This is a genomic window from Streptomyces sp. AK08-02 (genome assembly GCF_033795085.1).
Taxonomy (GTDB): domain Bacteria; phylum Actinomycetota; class Actinomycetes; order Streptomycetales; family Streptomycetaceae; genus Streptomyces; species Streptomyces echiniscabiei.
Window position 1 is genome coordinate 251437 of the sequence record NZ_JARAZV010000009.1, and the last position, 17519, is coordinate 268955.

General features: G+C 71.0%; 12 protein-coding genes. 5 read left to right on the plus strand and 7 right to left on the minus strand.

Annotated elements, in window-relative coordinates; genetic code table 11:
• Positions 1–184: 184 nt before the first annotated feature.
• On the minus strand, positions 185–1156 hold the full coding sequence (locus tag PV734_RS20380) for a carbohydrate kinase (RefSeq protein ID WP_319290709.1): 972 nt from the start codon (positions 1154–1156) through the stop codon (positions 185–187).
• A 307-nt stretch (positions 1157–1463) separates the two neighbouring features.
• Between PV734_RS20380 and PV734_RS20385 the strand changes: the two genes are divergently transcribed.
• The 5 genes from PV734_RS20385 (at position 1464) to PV734_RS20405 (ending at position 6719) form a co-directional block, all read left to right on the plus strand.
• On the plus strand, positions 1464–2480 hold the full coding sequence (locus PV734_RS20385) for a sugar ABC transporter substrate-binding protein (RefSeq protein WP_319094382.1): 1017 nt from the start codon (positions 1464–1466) through the stop codon (positions 2478–2480).
• Between the two features lie 177 nt (positions 2481–2657).
• Positions 2658–3653, plus strand: a complete 996-nt coding sequence (locus PV734_RS20390) for an ABC transporter permease (RefSeq protein ID WP_319094383.1) — start codon at positions 2658–2660, stop codon at positions 3651–3653.
• Positions 3650–4486, plus strand: a complete 837-nt coding sequence (locus PV734_RS20395) for an ATP-binding cassette domain-containing protein (RefSeq protein ID WP_319094384.1) — start codon at positions 3650–3652, stop codon at positions 4484–4486. The genes PV734_RS20390 and PV734_RS20395 overlap by 4 nt, the downstream gene beginning before the upstream one ends.
• A 76-nt stretch (positions 4487–4562) precedes the next feature.
• Positions 4563–5594, plus strand: a complete 1032-nt coding sequence (locus PV734_RS20400; RefSeq protein WP_319094385.1) for a LacI family DNA-binding transcriptional regulator — start codon at positions 4563–4565, stop codon at positions 5592–5594.
• A 216-nt stretch (positions 5595–5810) separates the two neighbouring features.
• A complete protein-coding gene (locus PV734_RS20405; RefSeq protein ID WP_319094386.1) occupies positions 5811–6719 on the plus strand; it encodes an AfsR/SARP family transcriptional regulator in 909 nt (302 codons plus the stop codon).
• 98 nt (positions 6720–6817) lie between these two features.
• Here PV734_RS20405 and PV734_RS20410 read toward each other — a convergent pair whose 3' ends face one another.
• From PV734_RS20410 to PV734_RS20435, 6 genes are read right to left on the minus strand one after another with little or no spacing between them, the layout of a single operon-like run.
• Positions 6818–8971 (minus strand): hypothetical protein, encoded by a 2154-nt coding sequence (locus PV734_RS20410; RefSeq protein ID WP_319290711.1) that lies wholly within the window; start codon positions 8969–8971, stop codon positions 6818–6820.
• Positions 8972–8981: 10 nt separating this feature from the next.
• Positions 8982–11447, minus strand: coding sequence for a hypothetical protein (locus PV734_RS20415; protein WP_319290713.1), 2466 nt, complete (start codon positions 11445–11447; stop codon positions 8982–8984).
• Positions 11448–11494: 47 nt separating this feature from the next.
• Complete coding sequence (locus PV734_RS20420; RefSeq protein WP_319094389.1) at positions 11495–12451, minus strand: hypothetical protein; 957 nt, start codon at positions 12449–12451, stop codon at positions 11495–11497.
• Between the two features lie 10 nt (positions 12452–12461).
• Entirely contained in the window at positions 12462–13085 is a 624-nt protein-coding gene (locus tag PV734_RS20425; RefSeq protein WP_319094390.1) for a hypothetical protein, read from the minus strand.
• Positions 13078–16209, minus strand: a complete 3132-nt coding sequence (locus tag PV734_RS20430) for a LamG domain-containing protein (protein ID WP_319094391.1) — start codon at positions 16207–16209, stop codon at positions 13078–13080. Before PV734_RS20430 ends, PV734_RS20425 begins: the two co-directional genes overlap by 8 nt.
• Complete coding sequence (locus PV734_RS20435) at positions 16206–17513, minus strand: baseplate J/gp47 family protein (RefSeq protein WP_319094392.1); 1308 nt, start codon at positions 17511–17513, stop codon at positions 16206–16208. Before PV734_RS20435 ends, PV734_RS20430 begins: the two co-directional genes overlap by 4 nt.
• Positions 17514–17519: the final 6 nt, after the last annotated feature.

Genomic DNA, 17519 nt, shown 5'->3' on the forward strand with positions numbered 1-17519 from the left:
CACAGCCTGCGGCGGGCGGTCCGAAAGTGTGCCGCCCTGGTTCGCGATGTCGTCCACACCGCCGACCAGAGGGTGTCAGCGATGACTTGTGTCAACGCTGACATCGAGTGGCCCGATGATGAGCGTCATCCGGCCGATGCGTCAACTGTTCGGGCTGGATTGCCCGGTGGGGCCCGTCCGGCGGTCAAACGGGATCGGCTGTCGCCAGTTGTACCAACTGGTCGTGCCACGGCGGATTGGGGCCGGCGACCGAGCAGGTCAGGGATGCCACCCGAGCACCGAACCGGCAGGCCTCGGCGACCTCGTCGGTACCCAGCCCGGCGAGTCGGCCACCGAGGAGTCCGCGAGCGCCGAGGTGGTGCAGCAGGCCGGCCGTGAAGGAGTCCCCCGCCCCGACCGTGTCGACGACCCGCGTGGTCACCGCGGGCACGCGCAGCCGTTCACCGTCGAGCGATGCCAGGGCGCCGCCGGCGCCGAGCGTGATCACGACGAGCCGTACTCCCGCCGCATGCCAGGTGTCACATGCCTGCTCGGGCGCGGTACCCGGCAGGAGGAGTTCCAGGTCGTCCTCGCTCAGGCGCAGGATGTCGGCGAGTGCGCACCAGCGGGCCAGCCGGGCGCGGTAGACCTCGGGGCTCACCAACAGCGGCCGGACGTTGGGATCGATGCTGATGGTGGCCCCCTCGGCCGCTGCCACCGCGGCCAGGAACTCCTCCACCACCGCCCCGCCGGGTTCGCGGACCAGCGCCAGCGATCCGGTGTGCAGGCAGGCCGTTTCGGACAGGTCCACCTTCGCCAGTTCCGCCGCCGTCCACTGCCAGTCGGCCGTGTTCTGCGCGTGGAAGGAGAAGGCGGCCTGGCCCTCCGCGTCCAGTTCCGCCACGGCCAGTGTGCTGGGCTCGCCGGCCGCGACGGCGTCCGACAGGTCTACGCCGGACGCCTCCAGGTGGGCCCGGAACAGACGGCCGAACACATCGCCGGACAGCCGGGCGAGGAAGCGGGCCGGGGTGCCGAGGCGGGCCAGGGCCACCGCCGTGTTCGCGGGTCCGCCGCCGGGCAGCACCCGCAGAGCGAGTTCGTTCAAGGCGCCTTTCGCCGGTTCGGTGAAGGCATCCGCGACGCACTCTCCCAGAACAGTGATCTGACGCGGGCTCATGGGCTGCTCTCTCTCGGAAAGGGCTCGGGCGGGACTCGGAAGGGCTCGAAGGTGCTCGGAGGTGCTCGGACGGCGAGGAAAGACGGGCACCGGGGAGGCTCGGCGACTCGCCTCCGAACGGCTGCTCGGAGGCGGCGACGGCGAGCGTTGCCGATTTGTGACGGGTGGAAGGCATTGACGTTGCCGGGATCCGGAGTCCATCATCCTCGCCAGGCAGTGTCAACGATGACATAAGTCAACGATGACACCTCGGACGGCATGCGCTGATCCAAACCCAGTGCCGCTCGCTATCTCACAGGAGTCGATCATGTCTCGCACCACTCGCCTGTCCTCGTCCCTCCTCAGAGCAGCCGCGGTCACGGGCGTCGCGGCACTCACCCTGACGGCCTGCGGATCCGGTTCCGGATCGGGCTCGTCGGGCTCCGGCTCGGGCGAGGTCAAGGTCGGTCTGATCACCAAGACCGACACCAACCCGTTCTTCGTGAAGATGAAGGAGGGCGCGGAGCAGGCCGCCAAGGAGAACGGCGTCCAACTGTCCACCGCCGCAGGCAAGTTCGACGGAGACAACGCCGGTCAGGTCACCGCTATCGAGAACATGGTCGCCGCCGGGGTGAAGGGCATCCTGATCACTCCGAGCGACTCCAAGGCGATCGTCCCCGCGATCGCGAAGGCCCGCGCCAAGGGCGTTCTGGTCATCGCCCTGGACACCCCCACCGAGCCGGAGAGCGCGGTCGACGCCCTCTTCGCCACCGACAACCTCAAGGCCGGTGAGCTGATCGGCGAGTACGCCAAGGCCGCGATGAAGGGCAAGACGGCGAAGATAGCCGCGCTCGACCTCGCGCCGGGCGTCTCCGTCGGCGTTCAGCGGCACAACGGCTTCCTCAAGGGCTTCGGCGCCACCGAGAAGGACGTCGCGTGCGCCCAGGACACCGGCGGTGACCAGGCAAAGGGTCAGACTGCGATGGAGAACTGCCTCCAGAAGGAGCCGGACATCAACGTCGTCTACACGATCAACGAGCCGGCGGCCCTGGGCGCGTACACCGCGCTGAAGAACAAGGGCCGGGAGAAGGACGTTCTGATCGTCTCCGTCGACGGCGGCTGCACCGGCACCCAGGCCGTCAAGGACGGCAAGATCGCCGCGACTTCGCAGCAGTACCCGTTGAAGATGGCCGCCGAGGGCGTCAAGGCCGTCGTGACGTATGCCAAGGACGGCAAGAAGGCGTCCGGTTACACCGACACCGGCGTCACGCTGATCAGCGACAAGGCTCAGGACGGGGTCGACTCCAAGGACACCGCCTACGGCCTGGAGAACTGCTGGGGCTGAGCGGGTCGCTCCGCTGGGTGGGCGCGGTGGTTTGCTGCGGGCCCGGTGGGGGCTGGTCGCGCAGTTCCCCGCGCCCCTTGAAGGCGGCCCTGCGGGGCGGCCTTCAACAGAACCACCCCGTTCACCCCGTCCCCTCGCCCGCCGACAAGGACATCTGTCTTCCGACAAGGACTTCGCATGACAGCCACGACCACGCCGTACTCCGAACTCAAGGCGCCGACCACGGCGCGGAGACTGCTCACGGCGCCGACCACCGGGCCGCTGGTCGCCCTCATCCTGGCCTGCGCCTTCTTCTCCGTCTCGACCGACCAGTTCCTGACCGGCGGTAACTTCTCGCTGATCGTGCAGCAGGTCATGGTCGTGGGCACGCTCGCCATCGGGCAGACCCTCATCATCCTCACCGCGGGCATCGACCTGTCGTGCGGCGCCGTGATGGCCTTCGGCAGCATCGTGATCGCCAAGATGGCCGCCGAGGGCTCCCTGCCCCCGCTTCTCGCCATCGCTCTGGGCCTGGTGGTCTGCGGTGGGTTCGGGCTGCTCAACGGGCTGTTGGTGCAGAAGATCCCGCTGCCGCCGTTCATCGTCACCCTCGGCATGCTCAACGTGGCCTTCGCGCTGACCCACATCTACTCCGAGGAGCAGACGGTCACCAACCTGCCCGGCCCGCTGACCGCCCTCGGGGAGACCTTCCCGATGGGTCACACGGACATCACCTACGGCTCCCTCGTCACCATCGCCCTGTTCCTCCTCCTCGCCTACGCGCTGAGCAACACCGGCTGGGGCCGCCACGTCTACGCCCTGGGCAACAGCGCCGAGGCCGCCCGGCTGAACGGCATCCGCACCTCCCGCCTCACCATCGGCATCTACACCGTGGCCGGCCTGCTGTACGGGGTCGCCGCCCTGCTGCTCATCTCCCGCACCGGCGTGGGCGATCCGCAGGCCGGACAGACCGACAACCTCGACAGCATCACCGCCGTGGTCCTCGGCGGCACCAGCCTCTTCGGTGGACGCGGCTCGGTGCTGGGCACCTTCATCGGCGTCCTCATCGTCGGGGTGTTCCGCAACGGCCTCCAGCTGATGGGCGTCGCCTCCATCTACCAGACCCTGATCACCGGGGTCCTGGTGATCCTCGCGGTGACCGTCGACCAGCTCTCCCGGAAGAAGGCCCGATGACCGCCACCTCCTCCCCCACTCCCGTGCTGCAGGCCCGCGGTCTGGTCAAGCGGTACGGACAGGTCACCGCCATCGACGGCGCCGACTTCGATCTGCTCCCCGGCGAGGTCCTCGCGGTCATCGGCGACAACGGCGCGGGCAAGACCAGCCTCATCAAGGCCCTGACCGGCGCGGTGGTCCCGGACGCGGGCGAGATACGACTGAACGGCAAACCCATCAGCTTCTCGGGGCCCCAGAGCGCACGCGCCCACGGCATCGAGACGGTGTACCAGGACCTCGCCGTGGCCGCCTCGATGGACATCGCCTCGAACGTGTTCCTCGGGCGGGAACTGCGCCGCCCCGGTGTCCTCGGCAGTGTCTTCCGCATGCTCGACAAGAAGCGCATGCGGCAGGAGGCCGCCGAGCACATGGCCGACCTGAAGATCGGTCTGCGGTCACTGACACAGTCGGTGGAGACGCTCTCCGGCGGACAGCGGCAGGCCGTGGCGGTCGCCCGTTCCGTCGCCTGGGCGAGCAGCGTCGTCGTCATGGACGAACCCACCGCAGCCCTCGGCGTGAAGGAGTCCGGCCAGGTTCTCGACCTGATCCGGCGGGTCCGGGACAAGGGCATGCCGGTCGTGCTGATCAGCCACAACATGCCGCACGTCTTCGAGATCGCCGACCGCATCCACGTACACCGTCTCGGGCGGCGCGCCGCCGTGATCAAGCCCTCCGACTACTCCATGGCCGAGGTCGTCGCCATCATGACCGGCGCACTCACCGTCGACGAGGCCGGAGATACTGTCGTAGCGGATTCGGAGGCCGCGAAGGCCGCCGGAGTCCAGGCCACCTGACAGAACAACCCCGCTCTCGTAGTTGCCGGCCGAGGCCGCGGCCGCAACCGAGAGCCCTCAGGAGACGGTTTCCTCCATGGCAGCGAACCGCCGCCCCACCCTGGCCGACGTCGCCCGCGAAGTCGGCGTCAGTGCCAAGACGGTGTCCCGGGTCCTCAACGAGGACGGGCCCGCCTCCGCGCAGACCAGGGAACAGGTACTGGCCGCAGTGGCCAAGCTCGGCTTCCAGCCGAACCTGATGGCCCGCAACATCCGCGTCGGCGGCCCCGACACCACCATCGGCCTGGTCATTCCCGACCTCGCCAACCCCTTCTTCGGAGCCGTGGCCCGTGCCATAGAGGACACCGTCCGCGAACGCGGACTGACCCTGCTGATGGGCTCCTCGGCGGACGACCCAGAGCGCGAACGCGCCCTGACGGACAAGTTCCTGGCCCGCCGGGTCAGCATCCTGCTCGTCGTGCCGTCCGTCGGCGCCGACCACTCCCACCTCAAGTCGCACCGTACGGCGGGACTGCCGGTGGTCTTCCTCGACCGGCCCGGAGTCGGACTCGCCACGGACAGCATCGTCAGCTCCAACCGGGCCGGTGCCCACGACGGCGTCGCCCATCTCCTCGCGCACGGACACCGGCGCGTCGGCTTCGTCGGTGACCTGCCCCTGAACCTGTACACGCGCCGTGAGCGTCTGGCCGGCTACCGCTCGGCGCTGCAGGAAGCCGGCATCCCCCACGACCGCGCGCTCGTCACCAACGCCCATGACCAGCGGGGCGCCGAGGCAGCGACCGCCCAGCTCCTCGGTCTCGCCGATCCCCCCACCGCCCTGTTCGCCGGGAACAACATCATGGCGCTGGGCACGGTCGCCGAACTGGCCCGCAGCAGGCGCAAGGACGTCGCCGTCGTCGCCTTCGACGATGTGGCGCTCGCCGAGGCGCTGGAGCCGGCGCTGTCGGTCGTCGCCCAGGACGCCGAGGAACTCGGCAGGGCGGCGGCGACCACCGCTCTGGCTCGGCTGGACGGCGACCGCACCCGCGTCCGGACCGTCACCGTGCCCACGCGCCTGATCGTGCGGGGCTCCGGCGAACTCCCCGTCCCCGTACTGCAGGAAGCGTGACCCGACGACGAGCGAGGAGGTACGACCGGGCGAAGGCGCAGGTCGCATCGCCGGCGCTGCTGGTCCGCTGAGCGGAACAGGAGGCGACAGAGGGTTTCCCGCGTGCCACGCTGTCGACCGGAATTCGACCTCCCCCAAGGAGAGGTCGATCGCACGGTACCTATGTCAATCGCGGGGGCGAAAGTGACATCAGAGACAGTTGCGCTGGAATTGCAAGTGCTGGGACCGTTGGAGACCATCGTCAACGGCAGATCCGTGGACCTCGGTGGTCCGCAACTGCGGTGCGTGCTCGCCCGGTTGGCGGTCGTACCCGGTCGGACGGTGAGCGTGGGGGCGCTCGCGGCCGAGTTGTGGGGTGGGCGCCCGCCTGCGGACGCCCACCGGACGGTGCGTACGTATGTGTCGAGACTGCGCACCGCGCTGCGCTGCGCCGCCGGCCCGGAGGAGCTGCTGCTCACCCGGCCGCCGGGCTACCAGTTGCGCGTGGATCCGACGGCGGTCGATGCCGCGCGGTTCGAACAGCTGGCGGCGTCCGGTCTGCAGGCGTTGGCGGCCCGGCAGCCGCAGCTCGCTGTCCAGCGTCTGACGAGCGCGCTGGGCCTGTGGCGGGGCGACGCCTTCGCCGAGTTCGACCACCACCCGGCGATCGCCGCCGAGGCGACCCGGTTGGAGCGGTCACGGATGTCGGCGATCGAGGCGCGGACCGAGGCCTCCCTGGTCATGGGACTGCACGCCCAGGTGGCCGTGGAACTGGAGGCACTGGTCCGGATCCATCCCACGCGGGAGGTGCTGTGGGGCCAGTTGATGACCGCGCTGTACCGCTCGGGACGCCAGGCTGAGGCGTTGTCGGCGTTCCGGATCGCCCGTACCGTCCTGATCGAGGATCACGGGGTAGAGCCCTCACCGGGGCTGGTCGAGATCCATCGCCAGGTCCTGCGGCACGATGTCGCGTTGAGCCCGGCCGGGCGTTCGCAGTCCGCCGGTTCGGCGGTCATCCCGCTCGCCCGGAGTGACGACCGGCGGGCCGAGGCGGGCTCCGCCGGGGTGTTCACCGGCGTCGGCGCCGCGCTGTGCGCCGCCCCGGACCATGACTCACCCGTCGCGCCGTGGGGCACGGCTGTCTGACGTCACGTCCATAACTTGTGAGCCAATCCCCTCCGGCGGTTCCTGGTCCTGCGGCCAGGAACCGCCGGCTTGGGGACGGGCTCGGCGCACCCGCCGCGTCAGTCGCGTCGTCTGCCCTTCGTACGCTCCCACTCCTTCACCATCTCCTCCGACTCCGGTGTGCCGGGTTCGTAGTGGTCGTGGCCCTTCGGAACGGTTTTCCCGGGCACCGGTTCCTTGCCCAGTTCCCCTTCACGGTGTCCTCGCTTGAGCCAGTCCATCAGGTCCCTGCGGTCCTCCGGCCGGGTGAGCCTCTTTCTGAGCCAACCGGAGTTTTCCAGCTCGGACTTCGTGGCGGTGCTGATGTTCTCGCTGCGCACCTCGTCGGCCGTCCGCCGCGCGGGTATCTCGCTGTAGTCCTCGATGTGCGGCTTCCCTCCCCGTGCGATCTCGCCCTGCAGGTCGTCGTACTCGACCCTGGCCTCGTCGAGTGTCCGGGCGTCGCCCGACCTGAGCCTCCTGCGCAGGCCCTGCACATCCCCGGTGACCTTTCCGTTCTTCTCCCACACCGTGAGCTTTCGGCCGCGTTCCGCATCCGTCGCGGCGGTCTCCGCCGTTCCCCGGGCAGCCGTGCCGCCGGCCGGCCTTCCCGGGGTGACGGCCGGGGTGTCGCCGCTCGGCGGCCTGCCGGCCATCGCCGTCGTGGGCTGTCCGCGCCGCTGCCCCACCGGCGTGCCGGGCACCGCGCCGGGTCCGCTCGACGGGGTGGAGACCTGCCGCGCCGGGGGCATTTGCGTGTGGGTCCCCTGATCCGGTGGCAGCGCGCCCGGTGGCCGCGCCGTCGGTGCCACGCGGTCGCGGCCGAATCCGGCGACCGGCCGGTACTCCGCGGAGGCCGCCGGGGCCGCGTCGGTCGCTGCCGGAGGTGCCGCCGACGGCGGCGCGAAACCGATCCGACGTCCCGACGCGGCCCGCGGGGTGACCGGATCGGTCAGGGCGCCTCTCGCGGGCGACGCGCTCCGCGCCCCTGTCTCCGCCCGCAACACGGAACGGATCTCGGCCTGTTCGACCAGTTCGGTCCTGATCACCGCCGAGTCCGCCGCCGCCAGAGCCCTGCTGAGGGCGATGTCGCCCCTGGTCAAGATCCCCTGCGCTCTGGCCGACCGGCGTCCGAGGAGCCCGGCCTCGTTCTCGAGTTCCGCCGCGTTCCCGGCTCCCGGCACGCGGTATCCGGCGCCGGCTCCGGCGAACGCCAGCTCGATACCGAGGATTTCGTCCCACTGCGCTTCGAACGCGGCGACCGCTTCCTTCACCGACAGTCCGCGGCGCAGATAGAACCGCATGTCCCGGTTGAACACCTCGTTCGACGACAAGGGGCACGTCTCGACGATGGTGCGCCCCCAGGCGCTGCGCCAGCCGATCCAGACGAACTGTCCGTTGACCTCGTACGGCCCGCCGGCCAGTCCTGATGCCGCCTCTCCTCGGGTCATTCCCAGCGCCGGGACGAACTCCCTGTCGTACTCCGCCCATCGGCGCGCCTTCTCCATCTGTTCGGCCCTTCCCGCCGCCATGTCCTCGTCCGTCGCGTCACCGCCGAGCAGGGCACGGTTCGCCAGATTCTGGCCGTACGGGGTCAGCAGTATCATCAAGGTCATGGCGAACTCGACGGCGTCCATCGGGTGGCGACTACGGAAGTCCGCCCACGTGAGATACCAGGCCGGACCGGGCAACCCGGCAGGCAGGCCGGAGATGAGGCTGAACCCGTCCGGGAGGCCGCCGCCGAGGAAGACCCAGTTCGCCACCTGCTCTCTCGTCACCGCCATGGGGAAGAGCAGACGCCATTGCGCGTGACCGGGGTGGGTGAACACCCTCGCCGTGGGAGGCGCGGCGTTCGGCGGTTTCAGCCGGTCCCGACCGCTTCGTGGCGTGGCGGTGGCCGGCGGACCGCCGGTGCCCGCAGGCCCCACAGGGCTCGCCGGACCCCCCGAAGGCGAGCCCGCCGCGCGCAGGGGAACAGCCACCGGGTCACGACCGCCGTCAGGGAGCCGGTCGACGCCGTCGGCGGACCGTCCAGGGCCGCCGTCGTACGGCGCCGCGGCCGGCCCCCGCGCGGGTGTGGGTAGGGCCGTCCCGGCCGGGGCGACCGTACCCACGCCTCGGGCGACACCGGCCAGCACGGTCGCGGTCAACCGCCGTGCCGCCTGCCTGGACATGCGGTCGGAAAGGGCGTCCGCTCCGTCGGCGACGCCGGGAAGGTGGTACTGCGGCCTCATCGAGGTCTCCCTACTGGATATAGCGACCGAGGTCGGCGGCCGGCACCTGGACGAGGTCGTCGCGCTCGACCCAGAACTCGTTCAGTTCACCGATCGCGGCCGTCAGGCCGACGTCGGGATCGGGGTGCCGGTGATAGCGGGTGTTGCCGAAGCGGGGGTCTCCGGGCTTCGGGCCGGCGACGAAACTGTCAAGGACGTCGACGAACCTGCCCTCCTCGGGCTGCCGGTCCACGATCGGGCGGCCGGCTTCCCGCACCTCGTCGAAGACGTCGTGGATGTCTCCTCCGACCCAGTACGCGGCGGCCAGTGCGACCCGTTGGGCGTCCGCGTTGGCCGGAGTGACACGTACCCGTATGTCGGTGCCGAACCAGCCGCCGACATCCGTGTCCGGACCGACCGCACGCACCCATGGATCGGGCCCGAACAGTCGCTGGGAGTTGAGAATCCGCTGCTCCAGTCGGCCACCCTTGTGCGCGGCCCGGTAGATCACGGTCCCCGCGCCGCGCCTGAGCCGGAAGATCTGGTGACGTTGGCCGGCGGAGAGAGTGCTCGTCCTGGCACGCATGCCGGCGTCGAGTGCGGCGAGCGCGGCGTCCCTGATCGGTGCGATCACCTCGGTGAGGTCGTAACGGTGCCGCTTCCCGCGATCGTCCTTGCTGACCTCGGCGTAGTACCGCACGTGTTCGGCCTGAGCTCGTTGCAGGGCGTTCGGACGGTCGGGGATCTCCGGATACTCCACGATCGCTCCGAGCTCTCTGGCCGTGTCCATGAAGTGCAGGAAGTCCTGGTAACCGTGGATCACACCGGGCAGGTTGCGCCGCAGCGCGTCGACGTCGATGTCGGCCACGTACGGCCAGGAGGAGGACCCGAACGTGCTGACGTCCGGTTCGCTGCCCGGCGGAAGCGGGCCCTTCCAGCTGTCCCGGACCCCGCGGGTCGGCTTGGCGCCGGCCCAGGTCCAGAAGGCGAGCTCGGCGTTGCCGAGGTCGATGTTGTGCTGGGCGGCGCCGCGGGCGAGGTTGACGTAGGTGAGGATGTCGTTGACCGCTGCGATGGCCAGCGCCGCGCCCGCCACCGCCCGCTGTCCCCCGCTGTACCGGCTCATCACCTCCGGTGGTCGGGGTGCGGTCGGCCGGACCGACCCCGCGCCGACGGGCCCGACGCCCTCGGTCGCGCCGGAGGCCGAGGGGGTGCCCGGTACAGGTCCCGGTCCCGGTGACTCCGCCGGGGTCCGCTCCGACGTGGGCCGTGGCACGACGGGGGTCTCCAGCACCGCGTCGGTCACCGCAGCCGTCGGTGTGCCGGGCATGGCCGTCCCGCGGATGGGCCGGAACGTCCTCGTTCCGCCCATCCAGATGTACTTGATGGTCGCGCGGGTTCGGCCGGCCGCTCTGAGCATGACCTCCCGGCAGGCCGAACAGGGGTTGTACTGGCCGATGATGGTCATGACGTCCCCGGGGCGGAGGTCCGCCTCCCGCACCGCCCGCGCCTCGGTATGCGTGGCGTTCACGTTGTGCGGGAAAGGCAGGGCCGCTTCCTCGCTGGTCATGTTGCCGCTGACGAGATCTGTCCGCCGCCACACCTCGACGCCCGCTCGACGGACGGAGGCGGTGGCGTGGTGCGGCGGGCGGTAGTCACTCTCCAGCGCCTTGGCGCGCGCGCTGTCGTTCGACGGAATCCGCTGCCGCATGACGGCGCGCGCCGTTTCGTCGCCGTCCGCGAGACGGCGTGCCAGTTCGCGGTCGGACATGCTCCTGTATCTGTCGACCAGTTCGTGCGCGGCGGATGCGTCGGTCCGGGCACGCCGACGCAGGTCCTGGAGCCTGGGCGGTTTCGGCGTCGGCGGCTGCGCGCCTGCCGCGCCGGTCGCCCCCTTCGGTCCGCGCGCCGGGGCCTTGGCCGGTGTCTTCGTGGCGGGCGGTGCCGCACCGGTTGCCGGGGCCGTCGGTGGTGCCGCGGCGGTCGGCGACTGCGTTCCGGTTGTCCTGGCCCCCGGCCGTGTGCCGACCGGGGGCGTCGCGGCCGGCGGTTGCCCACCGGCGCTCTCGGGCGCCGTCGGCGTCGTGTCCGGTGCCGCACCGACCGGCGGTTCTCCACCGGCGTTCCCGGCCGTCGGCGGCGCCTTCGCGGGCGGCGGTTCCGCGCCAACTGCCTTGACCGCTGCGGGCGTTCGGGTCGTCGGTGGGCCGGCCGAAGTCCGTACTGCCAATCGCACCGGAACGTCTGCCGGCGCTCCCTCGGCCCCGTGGGCCGGTACGGCGAACGCGGCAGCGGCTCCCTGACCGGGTTCGTACGGTTCCCACTGCGCCGAGGCGATCCCGGTGTCGCCGTGGTGCCGCTCGGCCAGTACCCGCTCCGCGTGCGCCAGCCGCGCCGCCACGGTGCGGGCCAACAGGTGACCGAGCGCCTCCAGTTGCGCCGGTGTCGGCTCCCCCACCATCCGCACGGCTATCGGGATGTGGCAGTTGGTCCGCATGTCACCACCTCGGGAACTGCCCGACAGGTACGGGCTGCAGGTACGGGCTACAGGTGCAGGGTGATCGAAGCCGCCACCGACGCGGTCCCGCCGCGGGAGTCCGTGGCGGTCACCGTGAGTGCGAAGGTTCCGGTGGTGGGCAGCGCGATCTCGGCCTGCCAGGTCGACAGGTCACCGCCGGCCGCGGTGTTCCGGGCGACCCCCGAGGAACCGTTCGCGACCGAGTACCGCACCTCCGTGACCCCCGACGACGCCCCGGGTGTCGTCCCGGTCAGGGTGAGCACGTAGGGCAGCGAGGCCACCTCCACGTCGCTGTCGAAGGCGTCGAGCGTGACCGTGGGCGGTGCGCCGTCATGTCCCACGACCGAGCGGGTCTGGGTCGACGCGCGACCGTCCGGATCGGTGCACTTCACGGTGATCGACCGGGTTCCGAGCGGCGCCGGGGACAGAGTGATGGTCTTCCGGAACTCGGATCCGCCGTACTGCTGGGTCGTTGTCATACCGTCGAAGGTGATGTCGACCGAGAGAGGGTAGTACTGGTCGGCCGACGTCAGCACCACCTCCACCGAGGCACCCCCGGGGACCAGGTCGACAACGGTCCCGTCGGCCGGCGCCACCCAGGTGAAGACCGGCGGACCGGCGGGTGACACATGGACGTTCACCGGGGCAGCCGTGATGTGCGCTCCGTCGGACGTGACTCCTGCCGCCGACACCGAGTAGCCGCCCGGCCGGGGGAAGGTGACGGAGTAGGTTCCGCCGCCGCCCCTGTGGTCCCTGATCGACTCGACGCCCGGGATGTCCACCTCGGTCTCCGTGTAGGTGACGAAGTCCTCGCTGTCCCAGCTCTGGTCGGCGGCGATCCACTTCCAGCGGACGCCCTCGTCGGCGATCACCGTGATCTGGACGGGGGTGTTCGCCGTGACGTTCTCTGGCAGCGGCTTGATCTGGACCGAGGGTGGCCTGTTCTTCGGAGGAGCGGGGGCGGCCGGGCTGTTGGTCGGCATGGGAGTCCCCTCAGGGGTTGGTGTAGGTGACCTGGAAGGAGGCCAGGGTGACCGGGTCGGTGGTTCCCACTCCGCTGTTCGCCGAGATGACGTAGCGGAAGTTCGCGAGATTGACGACGTTGACCTCGGCCGGGGGCAGCGCCAGCTCGGTGTTGAGCGGAACGGTGCTGGTGTCGAAGTTGATGATCTTCTGGCTGGTGCCGTCGCTCACCGAGACCCGGTTGAAGAAGAAGCTGGTGTTCTGTCCGCTGGGCGCGGCGCCCTTGCCGCGGACCCGCAGCGAGGTGATCGTCACGTGGTCCGGGAGTGCCAGGGGGAGCATTCCCGCGGGCGCGCCGGATGTGGGCGCCACGGCGTTTCCCGAGGTCTGCAGTGCCCATGCCGGTGAGCCCTGGACCGGCTGGAGCGTCGGCGGGAACGACAGGGTGACCGTGTGCGGTACGGGTGGCACCCGTGCGTTGAGGAGGTCGAGTTGGGTGCCGATCTGGGCGACCACCGTGGACACGCCGTGGAGGTCGCTCTCGATGGTCTCGAAGCGGATGTTGAAGCCGTTCGTGCCTCCGGCCTCGCACCGGTCGATGTTGTCGACCCAGGCGAAGTGGTGGAATTTCGGGGTGTAACTGAAGTCAGCCACGAGTGTTGTCCCTTCGTAGCGGTGGCAGCACGCTGCGGATGCGGAACTTGGGGAAGGTGAAGTCGGGATTGACCTCGGCCAGATTGCCGCGGACCTCGACGGTGTGATCCCGGATCAGCTGGGTGTTGACCTCGATGCCCACCGGGTGCAGCGCGTTGAGGATGTTGAGGATCAGGTCGTACTGGTCCTTGGAGATCACCGTGTCCGGGTTGTCGAGCTCCGGCCGTAGACCGACCCGGAAGGTGTACGGAGCGGGCAGGTCGCCGAGCAGGTAACTCGCCTGTACCCAGGCCGCTCCCGCCGAGTCGCCGCGCAGGACGGTGGACGACTGCTTGGGGTTGCCCAGGGAGACGCGGGCCGTGCCGAAGGTGCCCGTCGCCCAGCCGAGCCGGAGACGGCCGGTGCCCGGGCCGGGGGGCGTGTCAGGGTTCAGGGCCGGTTGTACCGACAGGTCCAGCGTCTCGCCCTCGTCGAGTTCGACGACCGGGGTCTTGTCCCTGCCGTCCGGGCCGTGCACCACGACGAGGTCCCCGGGGGCCTGCCGTAGGGCCACGGTGGCGCCGGTGTGCGTGACATGGCCGAACCCGACGGCGTGTGCCAGCCCGGCGAGCGCGCCGGGCGGGACTGCAGCGTGCTGCAGGGTCAGCATCCGGCCGTGGGTGCCGAACTCGTCACCGGCCGGCCTGAACGCCGACGTCACCGTGAGCCGGCCGGCGGTCGATCGCCGGTCCAGTTCGGCGAGCAGGGCGTCCAGTGTCCGCCCGACGGACGGCTGCATGAGGTGGTTGTTGTCGTCGCCGCCGTAGTTCACCCGTGGGTCGTCGTGGCGTACCAGGAACTCCCGGGCGAAGAACTCGTCGGGGTCGCTCACTGTCCCCGGCGGTGCTCCGAGGGTGCCGTCGGCAGCGATCGTCCCGCCGTCCGGCAGGTCGGGCAGCCCGATGCGCAGGGGGCGGCTCGCGGACACGGTGTGTCTGCCCCGGGTCACCTCCGCCTTGACGATCAAGCCGCCGGGGGCGTCGGCCCGTATCTCCGTGACCGACGTCGGACGGCCCAGTACGCCGCTCGTGGTCAGTGTGGCGCGCCCGGGTCCGGCCGGTACGGTCAGCCAGCGCAGCACCGAGTCCGCGGGAGGCGCCGGACGCAGCGTCAGCGCCGCTGTCCGCCCGACGTCCAGGTCGGTCGGGCCGGCCGGGGCCGGGGTGAGGTCGACGGCGAAGTAGTCGCCGGGGGCGCACGCCGCGTAGACCGACGCCCCGTCGCCCCTGTCGTCGGTGCGCAGGCGTACGAAGTCGAAACCGGCGCGGTGGGCCAGCGCGGCCAGCCGGCCCGGGGCGACCCTGCTGTGTCCGAGCAGCACCGCCCGCCCGGTGGCCCGCAGGTCGGCGGCGCGGGGATCGAAGGCGGCGGCGATCCGCAGCCGGCCTGGGGCGCCCGGCTCCGCCGCCCCGAGGGTGACCAGTCTGTTCAGGGTGTCCGCCAGGCGGACCTGGACCAGGTGCGGATCGGGCGGGAGTTCACCGGGGTCGAGGTCGCGTGGTGGCGGCACGGTGAAGTCGACCGCCGGACTGTCGTAGCGCAGCAGGAACACGGGGTCGAACCGCTCCTCCTGCTGAGCGGTGCCCACGGTGTCCGCCTCGTTGGCCCCGCGGCGCCCCGCAGCGTCGATGCTTTCCCCCTCGCGCAGCGCCACCGGCCGGATACGGACCGGCCGGCTGCCGCGGACGAGGGTGGCGTTGGCGTCCTGCACGACCAGGGGATCACTCCGGCCGCCGATGGTCCCGACCAGTTCGTTGAGCATCGCCGCGAGGTTGGCCGGGGTCGGCAGCGCCCAGCGCCTGAACAGCCTGAGGCGCCTTCGGTAGTGCTCGTCCGCCTCGCCCAGCGCGGGCGCGAAGTCGGTCCGGGCCGTCGCGGAGATCCGTACTTCGTCGATCACTCCCCGGAAGGCGCTGTCGGCCGGGCCGATCCGTAGCGGCGCGGTGTTGACGACGGCGCCGAGTCCGCCGAGTGGTGCGCGGGCGCGCAGTACCCCGTCGACGTGGAGCCGGAGCTCTCCGGCGGTCCGGTCCAGCACGCCGGCCAGGTGGGTGAAGGCGTCCGTCGGCAGGCTCAGGTCGGCGAACAGGGTGAGGGGCGGCGTGGTCCCGTCGCTGACGAACAGCCGTGGGTTGCGGGCCACTCCGCGGCCGAACTCGCCGACGGAGAGCAGCCAGCCCGCGCCCGCGCCGCCCGGAGCCGGGTGCCGGAACAGCACCTGACCGTCGCCGCCGCCTGCGTCGGGCCGTACGAAGCACTCGACCGTGGCGCTGCCGGTCGGGGCGATGTCGAACGCGGCGTCGGTCACAGCCTCGACGACCGCGTCCGGCGAGTGGAAGCCGAAGGCGGCGCCGTACCGGCCGGCCGCGCCGCGCTGTACCGACGCCTTCGGGGATCCGGGGTGGCCGGTGCGGCCGGGATACTGGCCGGTGACGTCCTGGGCCACCGTGCTGCCGGGGACGTCGTCGAGGTGGTAGAGCGCGACGGTCGCGTCGTCGAAGCCGTAGGGCAGCGGGGGGAACCTCGGTACCCCGAGGTCGGCGCCGATCAGGTCGAGGCTGCGGCCGGTGGCCCTGGGCAGATGCCGCTGCGCGACCGTCCGGGCGAACTGCCCGCGCAGTTGGTCGCGTTCACCACCGAGCACCCACAGCACCTTGGCCGTGTTGCCCAGCAGCGCGGTCAGCCGCCAGGCCTGGTCCGGGTGACCGTCCGGTGCGGCCGGCGCCGTCCGCAAGCCCGTCAGCCGCAACTGCGCGGAGACGGGAATGCCGAGCGCGACGGAGGCGCCGGCCACGGTGCCGGCCGGGAAGGTCGCCCGTGCCGTCAGCGGTGGCTCGCCCGGCCGGGTGCAGGTCACCGTCACGGTGGTGTCGACTGCCACGTCCCTGGCCGCGGCCAGCACATAGCTGGGCTCGGGCGTCCGGTCGAACCGGCTCTGGTGCTCTGTGAAGTCGTACGGTGCCACCTCTGCGGCCGACGGGTCGGCGCCCGGCAGCAGTCGTAGCGTCAGGGTGTCGGCGCCACGTGCGAACGGCGTGGTCAGCCGCTCGCTCATCCGGACGGCGGCGAGCGTCGGCGCCGTCATGACGTCACCAGCGCGATGTCCAGGACGTCCCCGTCGGCCGAGAAGATCGCCAGTTCGGACGGGCCCATGACCAGGTTCTCCCCCACCTCCGCCTCGATCGTGGCGCTCTGCCGGAACCCCGCGCCGAAGCTGGCCGGCCCGGATGTCACCGCGCTGCGGCGCAGGTGCAGTTGTCGCACGTCGACCACTCCGGACTGGGTCACGAACGCCCGCACCACCTGCGAGTACAGGACGTCGCCGCCGAGCCGCAGGCTGCTGATGTCGGTGGCCAGGCGCTGCCGGATCGAGGCCAGCAGGGCGGCCCCGTCCGATCCGGGCTGTACGACGACCTTCGCCCGTACGCCGACCTCGACGTGGATGGCTTCGACGATGTTCGGGTGGACGCCGACCGGCCGGACCGTGTCGACGGCCGCGGTGACCCGCTCGAAGATCCCCTGGACAGGGCCGATGGTCCGCCACGGCGCTCGGGAGTCGTGTGCCACCAGGACGTTGAAGAAGTACGGTTCGCCGATCCGCCGGGCCTCGGAGCTGAAGGCGCGCTGGTCGAACGCGAACGTCCCGAAGTAGCTCTGCGAGACGTCCACTCCGCCGAGCGGATCGGAGAGCACCACGTCCAGTACTCCGCTCACGCCCAGTGCCGCCTGCGCCACCGACTCCACGGTCCACAGATTGCGGGCGAGTCCGGCGAGCCGGGCGCGGTAGGTGTCGTCGAGTACGGCCTTGTCGCCACCGCTGGTGGCCCGCGGGTTCGTCACGGTCAGTGTGGCGGTGCCGAGGTCGGCCAGGAATATCGAACGGTAGGTGGGGTCGATGGCGGCGATGGCGCCGGCCGCCACGTTGCCGTCGGGTCCCGGTTCGAAGGCGACCACGTCCACCGTGGTGGTCCGCTGTGTCGCGTCCAGTGTCACTGCGGCCGTGGTGCCGAAGGCCCGCACCGGCGCCGCGGTGACCAGGATGGTGCCCTCGGGCACGACGTAGCGTCTGCCGGGCGCGCCGCCGTCCAGCGTGATCCGCACGGTGCCGGTACTGGGCAGGTGGGGCCTGGCCAGGCCCATGTCCTCGCCGAGCAGGTCCAGGTTGTCGCCGGAGGCGGTGGAGATGAAGTTGCCGTAGTACAGGTCCTCCATCCGTTTCCACAGTTCGCCGTCCTCGGCGGCGGTGACTTCCAGGATCTTTCGCAGCGGGCTGGTGCCGGTCAGGTCGATGTCGTCGAAGACGGCACGGGCCCGCTCGAACGCCTCGCTGAGGATCCGATCGACCGGTTTGAGCACGAAGCCGTCGTCGGTCACTCCGAAGTCGCTCATTCCTCC

What these genes read in the sequence shown, in the direction of transcription:
- PV734_RS20400 (WP_319094385.1), top strand. Translation starts at nt 4,563, where the DNA reads ATGGCAGCGAACCGCCGCCCCACCCTGGCCGACGTCGCCCGCGAAGTC.
- PV734_RS20385 (WP_319094382.1), top strand. Translation starts at nt 1,464, where the DNA reads ATGTCTCGCACCACTCGCCTGTCCTCGTCCCTCCTCAGAGCAGCCGCG.
- PV734_RS20380 (WP_319290709.1), bottom strand. Translation starts at nt 1,156, where the DNA reads ATGAGCCCGCGTCAGATCACTGTTCTGGGAGAGTGCGTCGCGGATGCC.
- PV734_RS20435 (WP_319094392.1), bottom strand. Translation starts at nt 17,513, where the DNA reads ATGAGCGACTTCGGAGTGACCGACGACGGCTTCGTGCTCAAACCGGTC.
- PV734_RS20415 (WP_319290713.1), bottom strand. Translation starts at nt 11,447, where the DNA reads ATGCGGACCAACTGCCACATCCCGATAGCCGTGCGGATGGTGGGGGAG.
- PV734_RS20420 (WP_319094389.1), bottom strand. Translation starts at nt 12,451, where the DNA reads ATGCCGACCAACAGCCCGGCCGCCCCCGCTCCTCCGAAGAACAGGCCA.
- PV734_RS20390 (WP_319094383.1), top strand. Translation starts at nt 2,658, where the DNA reads ATGACAGCCACGACCACGCCGTACTCCGAACTCAAGGCGCCGACCACG.
- PV734_RS20410 (WP_319290711.1), bottom strand. Translation starts at nt 8,971, where the DNA reads ATGAGGCCGCAGTACCACCTTCCCGGCGTCGCCGACGGAGCGGACGCC.
- PV734_RS20430 (WP_319094391.1), bottom strand. Translation starts at nt 16,209, where the DNA reads ATGACGGCGCCGACGCTCGCCGCCGTCCGGATGAGCGAGCGGCTGACC.
- PV734_RS20395 (WP_319094384.1), top strand. Translation starts at nt 3,650, where the DNA reads ATGACCGCCACCTCCTCCCCCACTCCCGTGCTGCAGGCCCGCGGTCTG.